16 protein-coding genes are annotated in these 14635 nt (G+C 37.7%); 9 read left to right on the forward strand and 7 right to left on the reverse strand.

Annotated elements, in window-relative coordinates; translation table 11 throughout:
- Positions 1–13: 13 nt before the first annotated feature.
- The 3 genes from dnaK to K8Q91_01855 are packed head-to-tail and all read left to right on the forward strand — an operon-like array spanning position 14 to position 3764.
- Complete coding sequence (gene dnaK, locus K8Q91_01845; GenBank protein MCE9628716.1) at positions 14–1927, forward strand: molecular chaperone DnaK; 1914 nt, start codon at positions 14–16, stop codon at positions 1925–1927.
- A 10-nt stretch (positions 1928–1937) separates the two neighbouring features.
- Positions 1938–3011, forward strand: coding sequence for a molecular chaperone DnaJ (gene dnaJ / locus K8Q91_01850; GenBank protein ID MCE9628717.1), 1074 nt, complete (start codon positions 1938–1940; stop codon positions 3009–3011).
- Between the two features lie 51 nt (positions 3012–3062).
- Positions 3063–3764: a hypothetical protein gene (locus K8Q91_01855; GenBank protein MCE9628718.1), complete on the forward strand. Its 702-nt coding sequence runs from the start codon at positions 3063–3065 to the stop codon at positions 3762–3764.
- Here the strand turns inward: K8Q91_01855 and K8Q91_01860 are convergent.
- Together K8Q91_01860 and K8Q91_01865 are read right to left on the reverse strand one after the other, a co-directional pair.
- Complete coding sequence (locus K8Q91_01860; protein MCE9628719.1) at positions 3727–4272, reverse strand: HD domain-containing protein; 546 nt, start codon at positions 4270–4272, stop codon at positions 3727–3729. The two genes, K8Q91_01855 and K8Q91_01860, sit on opposite strands and share 38 nt — an antisense overlap.
- An 83-nt stretch (positions 4273–4355) precedes the next feature.
- On the reverse strand, positions 4356–4682 hold the full coding sequence (locus tag K8Q91_01865) for a hypothetical protein (GenBank protein ID MCE9628720.1): 327 nt from the start codon (positions 4680–4682) through the stop codon (positions 4356–4358).
- A gap of 140 nt (positions 4683–4822) precedes the next feature.
- Between K8Q91_01865 and K8Q91_01870 the strand changes: the two genes are divergently transcribed.
- Positions 4823–5458, forward strand: coding sequence for a hypothetical protein (locus tag K8Q91_01870; protein ID MCE9628721.1), 636 nt, complete (start codon positions 4823–4825; stop codon positions 5456–5458).
- A gap of 12 nt (positions 5459–5470) precedes the next feature.
- Here K8Q91_01870 and K8Q91_01875 read toward each other — a convergent pair whose 3' ends face one another.
- From K8Q91_01875 to K8Q91_01895, 5 genes are read right to left on the reverse strand one after another with little or no spacing between them, the layout of a single operon-like run.
- Positions 5471–6142: a class I SAM-dependent methyltransferase gene (locus K8Q91_01875; protein ID MCE9628722.1), complete on the reverse strand. Its 672-nt coding sequence runs from the start codon at positions 6140–6142 to the stop codon at positions 5471–5473.
- Positions 6126–7208, reverse strand: coding sequence for a hypothetical protein (locus K8Q91_01880; GenBank protein MCE9628723.1), 1083 nt, complete (start codon positions 7206–7208; stop codon positions 6126–6128). The genes K8Q91_01875 and K8Q91_01880 overlap by 17 nt, the downstream gene beginning before the upstream one ends.
- A complete protein-coding gene (locus K8Q91_01885) occupies positions 7198–8319 on the reverse strand; it encodes a DUF1864 family protein (GenBank protein MCE9628724.1) in 1122 nt (373 codons plus the stop codon). Before K8Q91_01885 ends, K8Q91_01880 begins: the two co-directional genes overlap by 11 nt.
- Before the next feature lie 18 nt (positions 8320–8337).
- Positions 8338–8901, reverse strand: a complete 564-nt coding sequence (locus tag K8Q91_01890) for an AAA family ATPase (GenBank protein ID MCE9628725.1) — start codon at positions 8899–8901, stop codon at positions 8338–8340.
- Between the two features lie 4 nt (positions 8902–8905).
- Positions 8906–9451 carry a hypothetical protein gene (locus tag K8Q91_01895; protein MCE9628726.1) on the reverse strand — a complete coding sequence of 182 codons (546 nt, stop codon included), beginning with the start codon at positions 9449–9451 and terminating at the stop codon, positions 8906–8908.
- Positions 9452–9610: 159 nt separating this feature from the next.
- Here K8Q91_01895 and K8Q91_01900 point away from each other — a divergent pair, with 159 nt between their 5' ends.
- The 5 genes from K8Q91_01900 (at position 9611) to K8Q91_01920 (ending at position 14635) form a co-directional block, all read left to right on the forward strand.
- Entirely contained in the window at positions 9611–10114 is a 504-nt protein-coding gene (locus K8Q91_01900; GenBank protein MCE9628727.1) for a GreA/GreB family elongation factor, read from the forward strand.
- Between the two features lie 263 nt (positions 10115–10377).
- On the forward strand, positions 10378–10866 hold the full coding sequence (locus tag K8Q91_01905; protein MCE9628728.1) for a hypothetical protein: 489 nt from the start codon (positions 10378–10380) through the stop codon (positions 10864–10866).
- 454 nt (positions 10867–11320) lie between these two features.
- A complete protein-coding gene (locus tag K8Q91_01910) occupies positions 11321–12133 on the forward strand; it encodes a hypothetical protein (protein ID MCE9628729.1) in 813 nt (270 codons plus the stop codon).
- Positions 12123–13853, forward strand: a complete 1731-nt coding sequence (locus K8Q91_01915) for a HAMP domain-containing histidine kinase (protein MCE9628730.1) — start codon at positions 12123–12125, stop codon at positions 13851–13853. Before K8Q91_01910 ends, K8Q91_01915 begins: the two co-directional genes overlap by 11 nt.
- 83 nt (positions 13854–13936) lie before the next feature.
- Complete coding sequence (locus K8Q91_01920; GenBank protein ID MCE9628731.1) at positions 13937–14635, forward strand: hypothetical protein; 699 nt, start codon at positions 13937–13939, stop codon at positions 14633–14635.

Genomic DNA, 14635 nt, shown 5'->3' on the forward strand with positions numbered 1-14635 from the left:
ATCAAATATTTTTATGGCAAAAATTCTAGGTATTGATTTGGGTACAACCAACTCCGCAATGGCTTATATCGAGGGCGGTCAACCAAAAATTATTGAAAACAGTGAAGGCGCTCGGACTACTCCATCTATCGTCGCGGTTTCCAAAACTGGTGAACGACTAGTTGGTATGTTGGCTAAACGTCAGGCTATCACTAACCCTAAAAACACTGTCTCTGGTATCAAACGCTTGATGGGTCACAAATTTGAAGATCCTAACGTTCAGAAAGATAAAGGGTTGGTGCCTTACGTGATCGAAAAATCTGAAGATGGTGGAGTCAAAGTAACTATGGGCGACAAGCACAATCGTCCTGAAGAAGTCTCCGCTATGATTCTCAGTAAGCTCAAGCGTGATGCTGAGGCTCACTTAGGTGAAAAGATTGAGGAAGTGGTGATCACTGTCCCAGCTTACTTTGACGACTCTCAACGAAAGGCTACTAAAGATGCTGGTGAAATCGCTGGTTTTAAAGTTCGTCGTATTATCAACGAACCAACCGCCGCTGCGCTCGCTTACGGTTTAGATAAAAAGAAAAATGAAAAGATCGCGGTCTACGACTTCGGTGGTGGTACTTTTGATGTGTCCGTGCTCGAAATCAGTGGTGGTAGTGACGAACAAAGCATCGAAGTGAAATCAACCGATGGTGACTCCCACATGGGCGGTGAAGATATCGACCAAAAAATCATCAAATGGCTAGCTGATACTTTCAAAAGCAAAACTGGTATCGATGTCACCAAAGATGAATTAGCTCTTCAACGTTTGAAGGAAGCCGCCGAAAAAGCGAAGCACGAACTTTCTACCGCCGCTCAAAGTGAAATCAATATTCCTTTCATTAGTTCTGACGCCTCTGGCCCAGTGCACTTGTTAGAGACCATGACTCGCTCTAAGCTCGAAGAATTAGCTGATGAATATATTGCCCGCTCAATCGAGATTACCAAGCGTGCTGTCGAAGCCTCTGGCCTAAAAGTGGGAGACATCAATGAAATCATTCTCGTCGGTGGTCAAACTCGTATGCCAGCTATCCAAGAAGCGGTTAAAAAGTTTTTCGGTAAAGAACCAAACCGATCTATCAACCCAGATGAAGTGGTCGCTATTGGTGCCGCTGTGCAAGCGGGTATTTTCCAAGGTGACGTTAAAGATGTCCTACTTCTTGATGTCACACCACTGTCTGTTGGTATTGAGACTATGGGTGGTATCGCTACTAAGATCATCGAACGTAACACCACTATTCCAACTTCTCGCAGTCAGACTTTCTCAACTGCCGCCGACAATCAAACTAGTGTGGAGATTCACGTGGTGCAAGGTGAACGAGAAATGTCCGCCGACAACAAAACACTTGGTCGCTTTATCTTAGATGGTATTCCACCAGCTCCTCGCGGCATGCCACAAGTGGAAGTCACTTTTGATATAGATGCCAACGGTATCTTGTCAGTGAAGGCCAAGGATAAAACGAGTGGCAAGGAACAATCAATCCGGATCGAAGCGCAATCAAGTCTGTCCAAAGAAGATATTGAAAAGATGAAAAAGGAAGCCGAAATTCACGCTGACGAAGACAAGGCTAAAAAAGAAGCGGTGGAAGCTAAGAACATGGCCGATCAAATGATCTATACCGCTGAGAAAGCCTTGAAAGATGCTGAGGGCAAGATCACTGACGATGTGAAGAAAGGCGTGGAAGATAAAGTAGCGGCTTTGAAAGCAGTCAAAGAAGGCGCTGACAAAGAAGCTATCACCAAAGCGACCGGTGATCTATCAACCGAAATGTCTAAAATCGGTGAAGCGATGAGTAAAGCCGCCGGCTCTGAAGCAGGCGCTACTCCAAACCCAGAAGCTACTGATCCAAATATTCGCGACGCGGAAACTGGTGACTCTAACCCAGACCAACCAACTGCTTAAAACTTAACCTATGGCCAAAGATTATTACGAAACCTTAGGGGTGCCGAAGACAGCCTCCAAGGAAGAAATCAAAAAGGCCTTCCATAAGTTAGCTCACAAACATCACCCGGATAAAGGCGGTGATGAGGCTAAATTCAAAGAGGCGAGCGAAGCCTACCAAATCCTCTCAGATGACTCTAAAAGAGCCCAATACGACCGTTTTGGGGCTAATGGCCCTATGGGTGGAGGTGGTGGCGGATTCAACCCTGGTCAGCAGGGCTGGGATTTTGATTTCTCTGGTTTCGGTGGTGGCCAAGGTCAGGGTGGTTTTGAATTCGACCTCGGCGATATCTTCGGTGACATTTTTGGTGGTGGCGCTAGAGCCAAGCGTGGCCGTGATATTTCTGTCGACACACAAATCACCTTTGCTGAATCTATTTTTGGTACCAGCCGCAAAATAACGATCAATAAAGTTGGTAAGTGTCAGACCTGTCAGGGTTCTGGTGCCGAACCAGGTAGCAAAACCAAAACCTGTGATAAATGTCAGGGCAAAGGCAAAATCCAAGAAACCAGACGTTCGATCATGGGTTCTTTCAACACAGTCGTCACTTGTGATAAGTGTCATGGCAAAGGCCAAATCCCCGAAAAAGCTTGTAAGACTTGTGGTGGCCAAGGCGTCAACAAACACAATGAAGAAATCGAGGTCAATATTCCCGCCGGCATTGAGGTGGGTCAAATGATCCGCATGACTGGCCAAGGCGAAGCTATCAGCAACGGCCAGGCCGGTGATCTTTATATCAAAGTTCACATTCAAGCCGACAAAACATTCCAGCGCGATGGTCACAACCTGACCATGCATTTAGAAATTAAGCTGACTGATAGTTTGTTGGGTGCCAGTTATAATATCAAAACTTTAGACGGGGATGTTTCTATCAAAATCCCAGAAGGTATTTCCAGTGGCGAAATTTTACGCGTCAAAAACAAAGGGGTGCCTGTCGGTAATAGACGAGGTGATTTGTTGGTGACTATAATTATAAAAACCCCAACCAAACTCTCCAAAAACGCCAAAAACCTGGTCGAAAAACTGAAAGAAGAGGGGATTTAGGTATGCCTAGACAGTAAACATATATAATCTATAGTTAATCTATTTTTAACCATGGAATTTCAATTCTATAAAAATAAAATTAAACTCCTAAATTGGAATTGGAAAAAGATAATAGCAAGAATTAAATTTTTTAGTAACTTTTTTTTCTTTGTAATAATCCCCATTCCTTTGATCTACTACATATTTTGGGGAAGTAGTGTTAACCTACAACTTAAAAATACAAACAATTGGAGTAATGTTAAGGTAGAAATTATTGATAATCCAGGATTCCTTACTTATGTGAGGAATGTCTTACAAGTTCCTTTTGACCTATCAATTTTAGAAGTGTGTCTAATAAATAAATCAGACTACTCACTTAAAGATATAGTGATGAAGAATGATCAAGGGAATATAGTTTGGGATGCGGGACTTTTTGAAAAAGGGAGTAGGATTTGTACTGTAACCCACTCTAGAAATTTTTCAGTTGGAAGAAGAATAGAATCTCCCAATTTACCAACATTTATACTAGAAAACGGTTCCCCTAAAATGATTCAAAATCTAGAAGAAGCAAAGAGAGAGGTTAAAATAGAGGCTGACAATAATTATGGGGCAAGACCTCTTTTTGGATCAAAGTTAGTTTCAAGTTTTATATTCTTTATTGCTTATATTACAGTATTGGAGGTATCTAGTAGATGGTTAAAAAAAGTTTTTAAAATATTGAGATTCATTATTATTTTCATTTCAAATCCTTCAAAAACTCAATCAGGTTTTTAATATCATCATCAATACTGATTTTTAAGATATCACAACCACGAGTGATCATACTGCGGTCGATTTTGGCAGCAAAACTTTCTTCATTAAACTTTTTCTTGACTGAACTGACTTTCATTTCGCCAAACGACACTGGATTCATTTTTTGATAGGCGTAGAAGATACCACACATTTCATCACAAGCCATCAGCGCTCCGGCCAAAGGAGTGTCTGGTTGGGTAGAGAAGCCGTTATAACCATAAGCATGCGCTTCCACGGCGTGAATCAAGGCTTCTGGATACTGCCAGTCTTTAAACCACTTTAAAGACGGTCCTGGGTGTTCATGAGGATGTTCGGTGAAGTCCAGATCGTGAAGCAGACCCGTGATATACCACAAGTCTTTGTCTTCACCATAAAGTCCGGCATAACCCTCCATTGCTTGGGCCACCATTACCGCATGATGACGTTGGTATGGATCACTAACATGTTGATCTAATAATTTAAGTGCTTCTTCTCTAGTTGGTAGACTCATATATTTATATAGCTTAACTAATAATAAGGCGATTGGCATCCCGATAGGGCCAGCAACCGCCTAATTAAAGGAACAGACTCTCGTCAGTTCAGATCGGGCCTGGATAAGCAGATTAGATTAAGTCCTTCAGTGGTGCCATGTTGTTCCAGATGGCTAAGGACCTCTTTTTCCGCCAGCTCCGCTTCCACTTCCGTGTCGAACGACTGAAGTGGATCTTTTCTCTCCCCACAACAGACAGTCGGTTCCTTTTGGCTAAGTAGGTACTGAAATTCACGAGTCAACTCCTTAACTGTTAGACCCAACAAGAATTTTCCACTGATTCTTTGGATCAATTTCCGACACTTCAAGCAACGGACTTCGATACCATAACCCTTTACCTCGATGATGTGCGTGGTGACTGTTCCTGACAATTTTCTATTCCTTATGTTTTGGTTCTAGTGGCGTTATTGCCTCTGAGTAGGAGTATAAAGGTAGGGGATACGATCAATCAAATTTTAAAACATATATAATAAATTTGTATCTTTTTGTTATATATGGTAGAAATGTACTTATGATCAAAATCCAGGATGTCGTGCGCGATATAGTCTACAGCGACGAAGAGGCTCTTTATGCCTTATCTAAAGGCTTTATGAACCTATCGGCCTACGCCAAACAAATCAGACAGAAAGTAGAGGACGAGACCATGAAAGAGGTAGTAGTACCTGGCATTGTTGTTTCTCTATCTCGGATTCAGAAAGACTTAGGCAAGGTCAATCCAATGGTAGTCGACGTGGCTATCAATAACATCACCACGAAATCGCCCTTGTCGGAAATCGTGTTTGAGAAAAAATCGTCTGTTTTAGATAAACTCTCCTCACTTTACAAAAAGATCAAGACGACCAACGATGACTTCTTTACTATTATCTTAAGTACTAGCGAAGTAACTGTGATTTGTTCTGATCGGATCAAAGAAACTGTTCTAAAACATTTAGAAGATAAGCCAGTCCTAATCCAACCAAAATTATCAGCTATCTGTATCTCTTTCGATCCAAAATATTACGAATTGCCCAACATTACTTATTCCCTTATCCGAAAAATCGCCCAAAAGCGTATCACCTTAGCCGAAACCATCACCACCCACACCGAAATCATCTTCGTCTTCAACCAAAAAGATTTACCCCAGATTTTGAGTCTATTTCAGGGGTAAGTAATTTTATAATTAAGATTTTTTAAAAACACCCCTAGCAACAGACCTCTTACCTGTAGAAACTTCACTTACGTATTCAGTCAGATTCTCTTGTAATTTTAAGTTGTACTTATCACATATAGCTATCAGTTCTTCACTAGAAATAAGGATCATATCAAGTCCTTCCTTTGTAGTATAAAGATGATTGGATGATTCTTTTTCTAGTGTATTATGATCAATATATTTTGAAGTAAATATATTGATACATAAAAATCCATTATTTGATAAAACTCGAGCACTTTCTTGAATTGCTATCTCAAGATCTTCAACAGATGAGACATTGTGATATACACCATTTGATAAAACTACATCAAAAGATCCATCCATATATGGTAGAGAAGTCATGTCTGTTTGGACAATCCTTAAAGACCAGTTTATCTCAGGAGCTAAGGTCTTCATCCTGGTCATTGTCGTACTAACCATATCTTCATGCAAATCCACACCATAAACATTAAATCCTAAAGACCAGATCATCTCGGTATTCCTACCAGCACCACAACCCAAATCAAGAACTTTTTTAATTTTCTTATTTTCTATCTCAACTAAAAAATCCTTCCAATATTCCGAAGAAGGTTTAGTTTTAAACCAATTGATATTCTGATCATTGTTCCAAAAGGATGAGGAGGTATCATTTTTTGAGTTCATAAATATATGTTCCATTATAAATTTTATGATGATATACATTCATCCCTAATGATTCAAAAGTTTTTGTACAGAAATCAGGATCTTTTGTAATAGCAAAGAATCCAGGACCTACTGAAGATAGAGATAGCACATCCGCATAACCATCATGCTTTAGAAAAGAAATTTTTTCTGCAATATTCATTATTGGAGGATAACAGAAAGAACAATTATTAATACTTCCCATATTAAATCTATACTCAAAAATTATATTTCCAAAAGGTATTAAATTACCACACTCCATAGCAGGTAATCCATCATGTAAAATGTTATAGGCTATCTCTTTACCATACACCTTGCCTGTATTTAAAAAACCATCTAGAGCAGACAGTTCTTTGTCTAAAGATTCTTTAGCATCTAATGGTACGTAATCCTTAGGTATACCAATGACTACAGAATACTCATCAGAGATATTCATATTTTTTATTACCACACTTTCTCCAGCCAAAACTTGCATACCTCCTGAGACTAAACCGGCAGCTGCAGAGCCCCCAATACTTTGAACTGGAACAAGTTCTTCGTCATTTCCATCTATTTCCTCCCCATGATTTTGAGCACAATATCTAACAAGTTCTTTGTCATCAATTGGTTTTCCATACAGCTCGTTAATAGCAACGGAGACAGAGGCGATTAGATTACTACTTGACCCTAAACCGCAATGTCTCATGTCTAGACTCTTAGAGACAGAGATATGAAGACCGTCTTCAAATCCGATTGCTTTCTGCATTAGTAAAAAAGCATGACTAACTAGTGATTTTCGTTGTGTAGTATCACTTATACTCAAACCAGCAGTTGAAGATTTTTTAATAGAGACATTGGTAAAAATGTCTATAACAAAAGTAATTTCACCAGGCGTATATACTAAATTATTGTTAGAAACTATCTTAGATGGATCAATAGCCATCGCATTGAGCCTAGAAGGAAACTTGATATCTACTTCTTGTATAGTGTAATCCAGAGACCTAGAAACCACTTGTTTTAAAGGATTAAATACGGTTCCTATTGGGAATAATTTAAAATCAGTCTTCATCGATATGTAATATTTCTCCTAGTTTATTTCTTGAGTCTTGTGTTTGTTTAATCAATAACTCTAAAATCTCTGTTTGATACCCGCCACTACCTCGAGCTCCAACATCTCGTTTAGCCATGTTATCTTTAGCAATTCTTAGATGAGGCATCCTGAATTGTAATAATTTAGTAAACAACTCCCTTAATGCTTCAAGATTTTCCATAGGCACCTCAGCAGTGCCGGTTTCTATTATAGTTGTTAGAAGTGATTTTTTACCTCTTATTTCTTCGGCTATAGATCTCAATTCATAAGGCAAATAGCGTATATTATCTTCGAAATAAGTCTGGTAGGTGGTCGTTTCAGGTATCTTGTCAGATGTATGAGCGATCAAATCGATAAGTAAAACAGGCATCTGAGCGCCTCCAGCAGCAGAGTAATCTATACCTCCAATAGTAATAGGATCAAAATAAGGCCTAAGATCGTTAGTAAATACTTCAGGAGAAATATTTCGTCTTACTTTTAAAATAGCGTCGATCATCCCTTGAAACTCTTTGGTAGACCTTTCAACTAGACCTGAAAAATTATTAGATTCCGGACTAACTTGATGAGCTTGCAACAAGCCAGCAACGGCGGGGGAGAGATGATTCATTCCTTCTCTAAAACTTTCAATAAAAATCTTTTCCTCAGGCACTTTTGTGAAATACCTTGTTCTGCTTGGATTAATCGGATTCCTTGGGCCGTAGCTAAAAACCGTATCTCGAGGAACCTCATTAGTAAAAGAAGCTAATTCTAATAATTTTTCTTCTAGTCCTGGAACACCCTCCAAACCAATTCCATGGCGTTTAAGGGAAGAAATTACCATACCCAAATCTCTAACCATAGCTTTAGCTTCTAATTCACCGACTTCAGTATAATCAGACTTTGAATTAATTAATTCTTGAGTAACCTTAATAATTTTTTGTGAATCTTTTGAAGTATTTAGTTCAGGAAGTTCTTGTGAAAAGAACGAGTCCGCATTAAATGGATCGAGTTCAGAGATTCTTACATCTTTTTCTATACTTAATTTAATTTTATCTTCAAAACCACTATATAGTTCAGGTTGAGATTCTGTTTGTTCAAATTGTTCTTTCATAAAAATATAATTTTAACATTACAATACCGAGCCATACACCTTCTTAATTACAACTGCCAAATCTTCTAATGTCACATCCAGTTCCTTGTCGGTGTTGATAATATAATCAGCTTTAGATTGAATTTCCTCAACCCCCATAGTTTTATCAAATGTAATTAGTTCTTCTTGAAATCTATTTACACTTTCATATGATTTTCGGCCGTCGTTTCTTCCATGATATCTTTCGTATAAAACCTCTACTGGTGAATTTAAATAAATAATTGTATTGCCAGATGAAACAGATTTTTCAACGTGATTTTTAATATATTCTATCCCACTAAACTGACGATTGCCGGTTATTACGATATCTATAAACCCAGATCCAGCCTTACTGTATTCTGCATTAATATTATCAACAATGATTTGGTTTATATTGTCGTCTCCTTGTTCAAGTACCCAATCAATAAAACCGAGATTGCTGCCACTTTTTGTGAAAACGTCTTTTATTAATTTACTCGTTTCAAGATGAATAAAACCTTTCGATTTTAGCCAATTACCAAAGGTCGATTTTCCCACCCCATGATGACCCACGATAAATATCATAGACTTATTTCTTTAAATATTCTGCTATTTTTTTAAAATTCTGAGACCAAATCCCAACCCTTTCGGAGCTTGGATATTCTGTAAACGCTCGTGATTCTCCCTCCAAACAAATTAAACTGTCCCAACCATTTCTAGGATCGGCCACAACAACCTCACTTTTGAAGTGAATAGGAACTTTATATGAAAAATCAACTGTTTTTCCGTCGGGATATGCGAGACAAGCAGCTAATTCGAGATATCCTGTCCTATCTGGAAAGTTCTCTAAAATTTTTAACAGATTATCAACTGATAGATGTTTATTGAAATAAGACATGTAAGGTCCCGGCACCGAAATTGCATTGATGTAGAGAGAATGATCTTCTCTAATAGTGGGTTTATTAATATCCTTTGCTGCTTCAAGAGCAGTAAATTGTGCAACCTTAGCACTTGTATCTGCTTGGATTTCTTCATAGTCTTTATCAACCCCTTTTATAACAATATCCGTACCAGTAAATACACTATTCGCAGCCGCGATTTTATCAGTGTTTTGTGTAACTAAATAGATTTCCATAAAATTGATTACTTAATTAAAGCAATAAAATTAATTATATCCATAAAGACTAATAAAAACAAAGCTTTTTAGACATGTAAATACCATTGCAAAAATCACCAAACTCATGTATAATGTTATTTGGTTTTTGAACAATTTGGAGGTAATATTCTAGTGAAAATGCTTTATTTCTTAAAAGAGGATCTTGAGGCACTCAAGAAAAGGAGGGACACTCTGTATGAATCCTACTTGGAGGCCAGTAAAGCGATGGGCGAAGCCTGTGAACAGTCCTCAGAAACATGGCACGATAATGCTCCATATGATGAGGCTAAGCGAGCCGCAGAAGGATTGAACACCCAAGTCTCCGGCTTTAATGAGATGATCGCCCGAGCCTCTTTAGTGGAATGCCCAGCCAGTCCACCAAAGAACGTATGCATTGGATGCGAGGTTCATTATCAACAACAATCTTCGGGAGAAGAGCGGTCGGTATTGATTGGTAGCTTCTGGGTACCTATGGATTCTTCAGAGGGATCTCCGAGACGCATCTCGTACCAAAGTCCTGTCGGTAAATCATTTATTGGCCACAAAATAGGAGATACTGTAACAGCCGTATTACCAAAGGGTGCCGAGAAATATCTCATCACCGCAATCAATGTCCCAACTTCCGAAGCCGCTCAGCAATGAGCGGCTTTCATTCTTTTATTGATCTAAAAACCATAGCAAATAAGTCAATTAATTATAATAGTGTAGTATAAAAATTACTCTCAGATATCTTAAAATGAAAGAGGGTGGTGACGTTTACTATAGGAAAATCAGGTAAAGTTTTCCCTAGACATAAATTTAACTCGATTATATCGTTATTTTACATACTTGACATATAATATATAAAGTGCTATACTAATGGGTAGGGTAGTACTTTGTGACATTAACAACAGGAGGATCTCAGCATGAAAATGCTAAAGCACGGGGTCACTCTTGGAGTTGGCCTTATTCTTAAAAGGGCCGTCGACTGGCCCTTTGATTACATTATGTACCCGGCAGCACTTTTGTATCTGGGTAACATGGCGGGCGGGGTTTTCATGACCCTACTCTCAATCATAGTAAATATCCTTATTATAAGGGCATATGATTGGGTAGAGGTCGACTGGTTTCTAATTGAGAGACTAAAAGATCTCAAAGAAAAACCAAGTAAACCGGAAGGTGTCTACAAAAGATTCCTCTCATATATTCTCAAAAAAGGTGATGTGGTAGCATTTTTTGTCCTCTGTATGGATGATCCAATTACCACAACACTGTATTTGAGAAAAGGAGCCTTCCATTTCAACGGTTTCGGCCGTCGAGATTGGTGGATATTCACAGCCGCCACAATTGTATCCAATCTGTACTGGATAATAGGATTGGGTACAATAATCGAAATCGCAAAAACCTTGTTCTAAACCAGCCGCGCCCGAAAGGAGACGCGGCTGTATTCTTTAAATATGTGTTATAGTATTCTAGTAATTTGTATGCTATAAATTAACTTATGGAGCAGTCTAAAAATAAACTATCTATAGTTGTTTTTGTTCTAACATCTCTTTTGATTCTTTTTTCTACAGCTTTTGGCTATTATAAGTATGTTGTTAAAGGTGATTTTTATATATACGCACAAGTCTCCTGTAATCCAGAGATCGAGGATTGTTTTAACTTAGAATTAGAAGAAGAGGGTGAGAGGTATTTTTATAAGATAATTTACAAAAAGGCATATGATATACCAACATGTAATCCTCTAGATAGTATCGGATGCGCCGAGTTGACATGTGAACCTACTGAGGATTGTTATATTATAACCTGTTCCGAAGACAATAAATCGGAATACCAAAGCACTGATTATTGTAGTTAAGAAATTTTGTTATGCTACTTAATTCAGCCGAGATACACACTCTTAAAGATTCAGTTTACTCCACGATTTCGGAAATAAAAAAAGAGTTAAAAAGGAGACAGACTGACGAAATCCTTAAGAAAAAAACTGCTGATTTGCTAGGCGAGTGGTATACCGAAAAGTTTAATAATGAACCTAAGGCGGTTTTTTCGAGGAGTATTTTTACACCCAATCTAGAGTTTCAATATTTTATGGATTTGGTTAAAACTACAAATCTATCTCCTTTACTTTTGGAATACGATGGAAAATTTGTAGGAAAGAATTTAGAAAAATATCATTTATGTAAACTTTATTTTGCAGATGGAATTGGTAAAAAATATGGAACTAACTACTCAACTAAAAGGATAGTTGATTTTAATAAATATGAGGGTTATAAATTTGGCGAGGTAAAAACCGTTTGGGGTGAATCCTTAGTAGACTTTCATCACAAACTACTTAAAGAAGAGTATCCAGAAATTAAAGATTGCCATATTTTTGATTTTTATGACTGGTTTAACGATACCAGATATTTAACAAACCATTACTATTTTTATTTTCTTTCCATGTTTATTTACCAAGGAGTGCTATTTGACAACTTCCTTATTGAAGATAACGAAGAGGCAAAATTTATAAAAGACCATTTACTATCAAGTTTTAAAGAGGTTAGCGACTATTTTGGTGTTAAACCTCTAATTTATCCTTTGCTACCTTTAGAAAATGAAAAATCTATTAATTGGCTAAGTTATTCTCCAGGTATTAAAAAAAATATAGAACAGTATATAATAGATGGAGCTTATGAATTATAATTTACTAGAAAATATCAAATACTGCCAAGAGTTTGTATTGGCTGCATCAGGTCTTATTTACTATTCTCATGCCACCTCAGCGATAGTTGCTATCTGCTTAGGACTGTTTGTTTACTGGAAAAATGATAAATCTCTTCTGAGTAGAATATTATTATCTCTGTCTGTGTTTTATTTGTTATGGGCGTTCCTAAATCTAATGATATGGAGTGGTTATGCACACGGAAATTTAATAATGTTTGCTTGGTCACAAATTGAAGTATTTTCAATACCCTTATTTTTTTTATCTTTCTACTTTATTTATGTATTCATCGAAGATCGCGACCTGAACATAAGATGGAAAGCTTTGGCTATGTTATTACTTTTGCCAGCAGTAATTTACGCAGCGACACCATTTCACCTGCAAAGCTATGATATCCAAGAGTGTATCTCTGTGGAAGCCGAAACTTACATGACTTATGTTAAGTTTTTAAAGATTTCTATATCCTTAATAATAATCACCTATTCGAGTTACAAATTTTATATCTTAAGAAATAGGCGGCGAGAAATTGTCATATTGACCCTCGGTTCATTAGTTTTCCTTTATTCTTTCTTTTTGTCTTCCATTATTTCTGATCAAACAGTCGACTATAGATATGAACTTTATGGTCTGTTTGGGATGATTGTTTTTATAGGGACTCTAGTTTATTTGATAATAATTAAACAAGCTTTCAACATAAAAGTAATTGCGGGACAATTCCTTGTAATTGCCCTTATAATACTAACCGGCTCGCAATTATTCTTTGTTAGAAATACAACCAGCCAGATCCTGTCAGTAATAACACTCTTGTTTACTTCATTTTTTGGATATTTCCTTATCAAGAGTGTTAATAAAGAAGTTGAGACTAGTAAATACGCATTAAGTCTGGCGGAAGACCTATCTAAATCCAATGACAAATTATTTGAGTTAAACAAAAAACTAAAGGAACTAGATCGTCAGAAAACAGAATTCGTTTCGATGGCTTCACACCAACTACGAACCCCACTCACGGCAATCAAAGGTTATTCTTCGATGCTTTTAGAAGGATCTTTTGGTGAACTATCTGAAAAAACCAAAGGGGCAGTTGATGTTATTTATCAATCCAGTCAACGTCTCGTCAGTGTGATTGAAGACTTCTTAAACATTACCAGAATTGAACTCGGTAAGATGAAATACGATGTTACTATCTTTGATATTCGCGACTTGGTCAAAAATGTTACCGATGAGCTTATTCCTTTTGCTAAGCGTAAGAAATTAAACCTAGTCGTCAACTTGGGTCGGGGAGCTTACCAGGTGTCAGCCGACTACGGCAAAATGAGCCAAGTGGTCAGTAATGTAATCGACAACGCTATTAAATATACACCTGCCGGTAGTGTGTCAGTCGAAGTAACCAAACCATCAGGGGACTCCAAACATATTCATATCAATGTTAAAGATACTGGGGTGGGAATTGCTGCTGAATCAATACCAAAATTGTTCAAGAAATTTATCCGGGCCGACGAAGTAGGAAAGACTCATATTACCGGCACAGGACTTGGTTTATACGTCGTTAAACAGATATTAGACGCTCACAAAGGCACCATTAGCATAGAATCTCCTGGTGTTGGTAAAGGCACAACCTTCTCCATAGTTCTAAATTCATATCAAGAAACATCCGATCAAGAAACTCAAGAAGATATTTCAGAATTTGCTGACAGTTTATAAAAAAAACAAAAGACTTTATTTAGTTTATCCACAGAAAAAATTTGCCTGAATAAATCTTGAAGAGTATACTCGGAATTCCTCCGATGATTATTCCAATTTTTAATTTGATTTTAGGTACAATATCAAGCGCGGTGGCGTTGATTTTATATAGTAACTACCGAGAATCAAAACAAAGGTCTGTTTGGTCATTATCAGTCGTCTTCTTTCTAATAGCAGTCTACTCGCTCTGTTTAGCTCTCCCTTTTATCTTCTTTCCTGATCGATCTTTTGTTTTAGGTATATTTTATAATATAGCCATCACTTGTTTGTTCTGTATTTTTTTAATCGGTTTACGTTTACCAGTCTTTTCCATCTTCAATTTTCTTCGTGGTGAAGGCTTGATCTGGTTGGAGTGTATTTTAACTTTTATAGGCGCGACTGTTATTAGTTTGCAAATGTTCGATTTTCAAAATCCAGTTTTAGATAATGGTTTTATCTTCTGGCAAATGAATCCTGTTGCGGCTTGGCTCACCGGGGGACTATCTCTTCTTTACGGTATCATCTGGGGTCTAGGTTTTTATCGCAGTAGCACAATGGTCAAAAAAACTAAGCAAAAAATTAAACTACTCACTTTTGCTGGCAATGGTCTCACCTTAGGTGCTTCTGGCCTAGTCTTCTTTACCGCTCACAGCAACACCCAAACCCTGATCGCTACCGGTTTAGCTGTTGTTTCTTGTTTGGCTACCATGATAGTTCTTATTGCTATTCCTAAACCAAAACCTGGTCGCCCGCGCAAGAGGTAG

Source organism: Candidatus Vogelbacteria bacterium, from assembly GCA_021414225.1.
Taxonomy (GTDB): domain Bacteria; phylum Patescibacteriota; class Minisyncoccia; order Phycocordibacterales; family XYD1-FULL-46-19; genus JAIOOX01.

Coding starts and splice junctions, on each gene's coding strand:
- dnaK (MCE9628716.1), top strand. CDS start 14: ATGGCAAAAATTCTAGGTATTGATTTGGGTACAACCAACTCCGCAATG.
- dnaJ (MCE9628717.1), top strand. CDS start 1,938: ATGGCCAAAGATTATTACGAAACCTTAGGGGTGCCGAAGACAGCCTCC.
- K8Q91_01855 (MCE9628718.1), top strand. CDS start 3,063: ATGGAATTTCAATTCTATAAAAATAAAATTAAACTCCTAAATTGGAAT.
- K8Q91_01860 (MCE9628719.1), bottom strand. CDS start 4,272: ATGAGTCTACCAACTAGAGAAGAAGCACTTAAATTATTAGATCAACAT.
- K8Q91_01870 (MCE9628721.1), top strand. CDS start 4,823: ATGATCAAAATCCAGGATGTCGTGCGCGATATAGTCTACAGCGACGAA.
- K8Q91_01875 (MCE9628722.1), bottom strand. CDS start 6,142: ATGAACTCAAAAAATGATACCTCCTCATCCTTTTGGAACAATGATCAG.
- K8Q91_01880 (MCE9628723.1), bottom strand. CDS start 7,208: ATGAAGACTGATTTTAAATTATTCCCAATAGGAACCGTATTTAATCCT.
- K8Q91_01885 (MCE9628724.1), bottom strand. CDS start 8,319: ATGAAAGAACAATTTGAACAAACAGAATCTCAACCTGAACTATATAGT.
- K8Q91_01890 (MCE9628725.1), bottom strand. CDS start 8,901: ATGATATTTATCGTGGGTCATCATGGGGTGGGAAAATCGACCTTTGGT.
- K8Q91_01895 (MCE9628726.1), bottom strand. CDS start 9,451: ATGGAAATCTATTTAGTTACACAAAACACTGATAAAATCGCGGCTGCG.
- K8Q91_01900 (MCE9628727.1), top strand. CDS start 9,611: ATGCTTTATTTCTTAAAAGAGGATCTTGAGGCACTCAAGAAAAGGAGG.
- K8Q91_01905 (MCE9628728.1), top strand. CDS start 10,378: ATGAAAATGCTAAAGCACGGGGTCACTCTTGGAGTTGGCCTTATTCTT.
- K8Q91_01910 (MCE9628729.1), top strand. CDS start 11,321: ATGCTACTTAATTCAGCCGAGATACACACTCTTAAAGATTCAGTTTAC.
- K8Q91_01915 (MCE9628730.1), top strand. CDS start 12,123: ATGAATTATAATTTACTAGAAAATATCAAATACTGCCAAGAGTTTGTA.
- K8Q91_01920 (MCE9628731.1), top strand. CDS start 13,937: ATGATTATTCCAATTTTTAATTTGATTTTAGGTACAATATCAAGCGCG.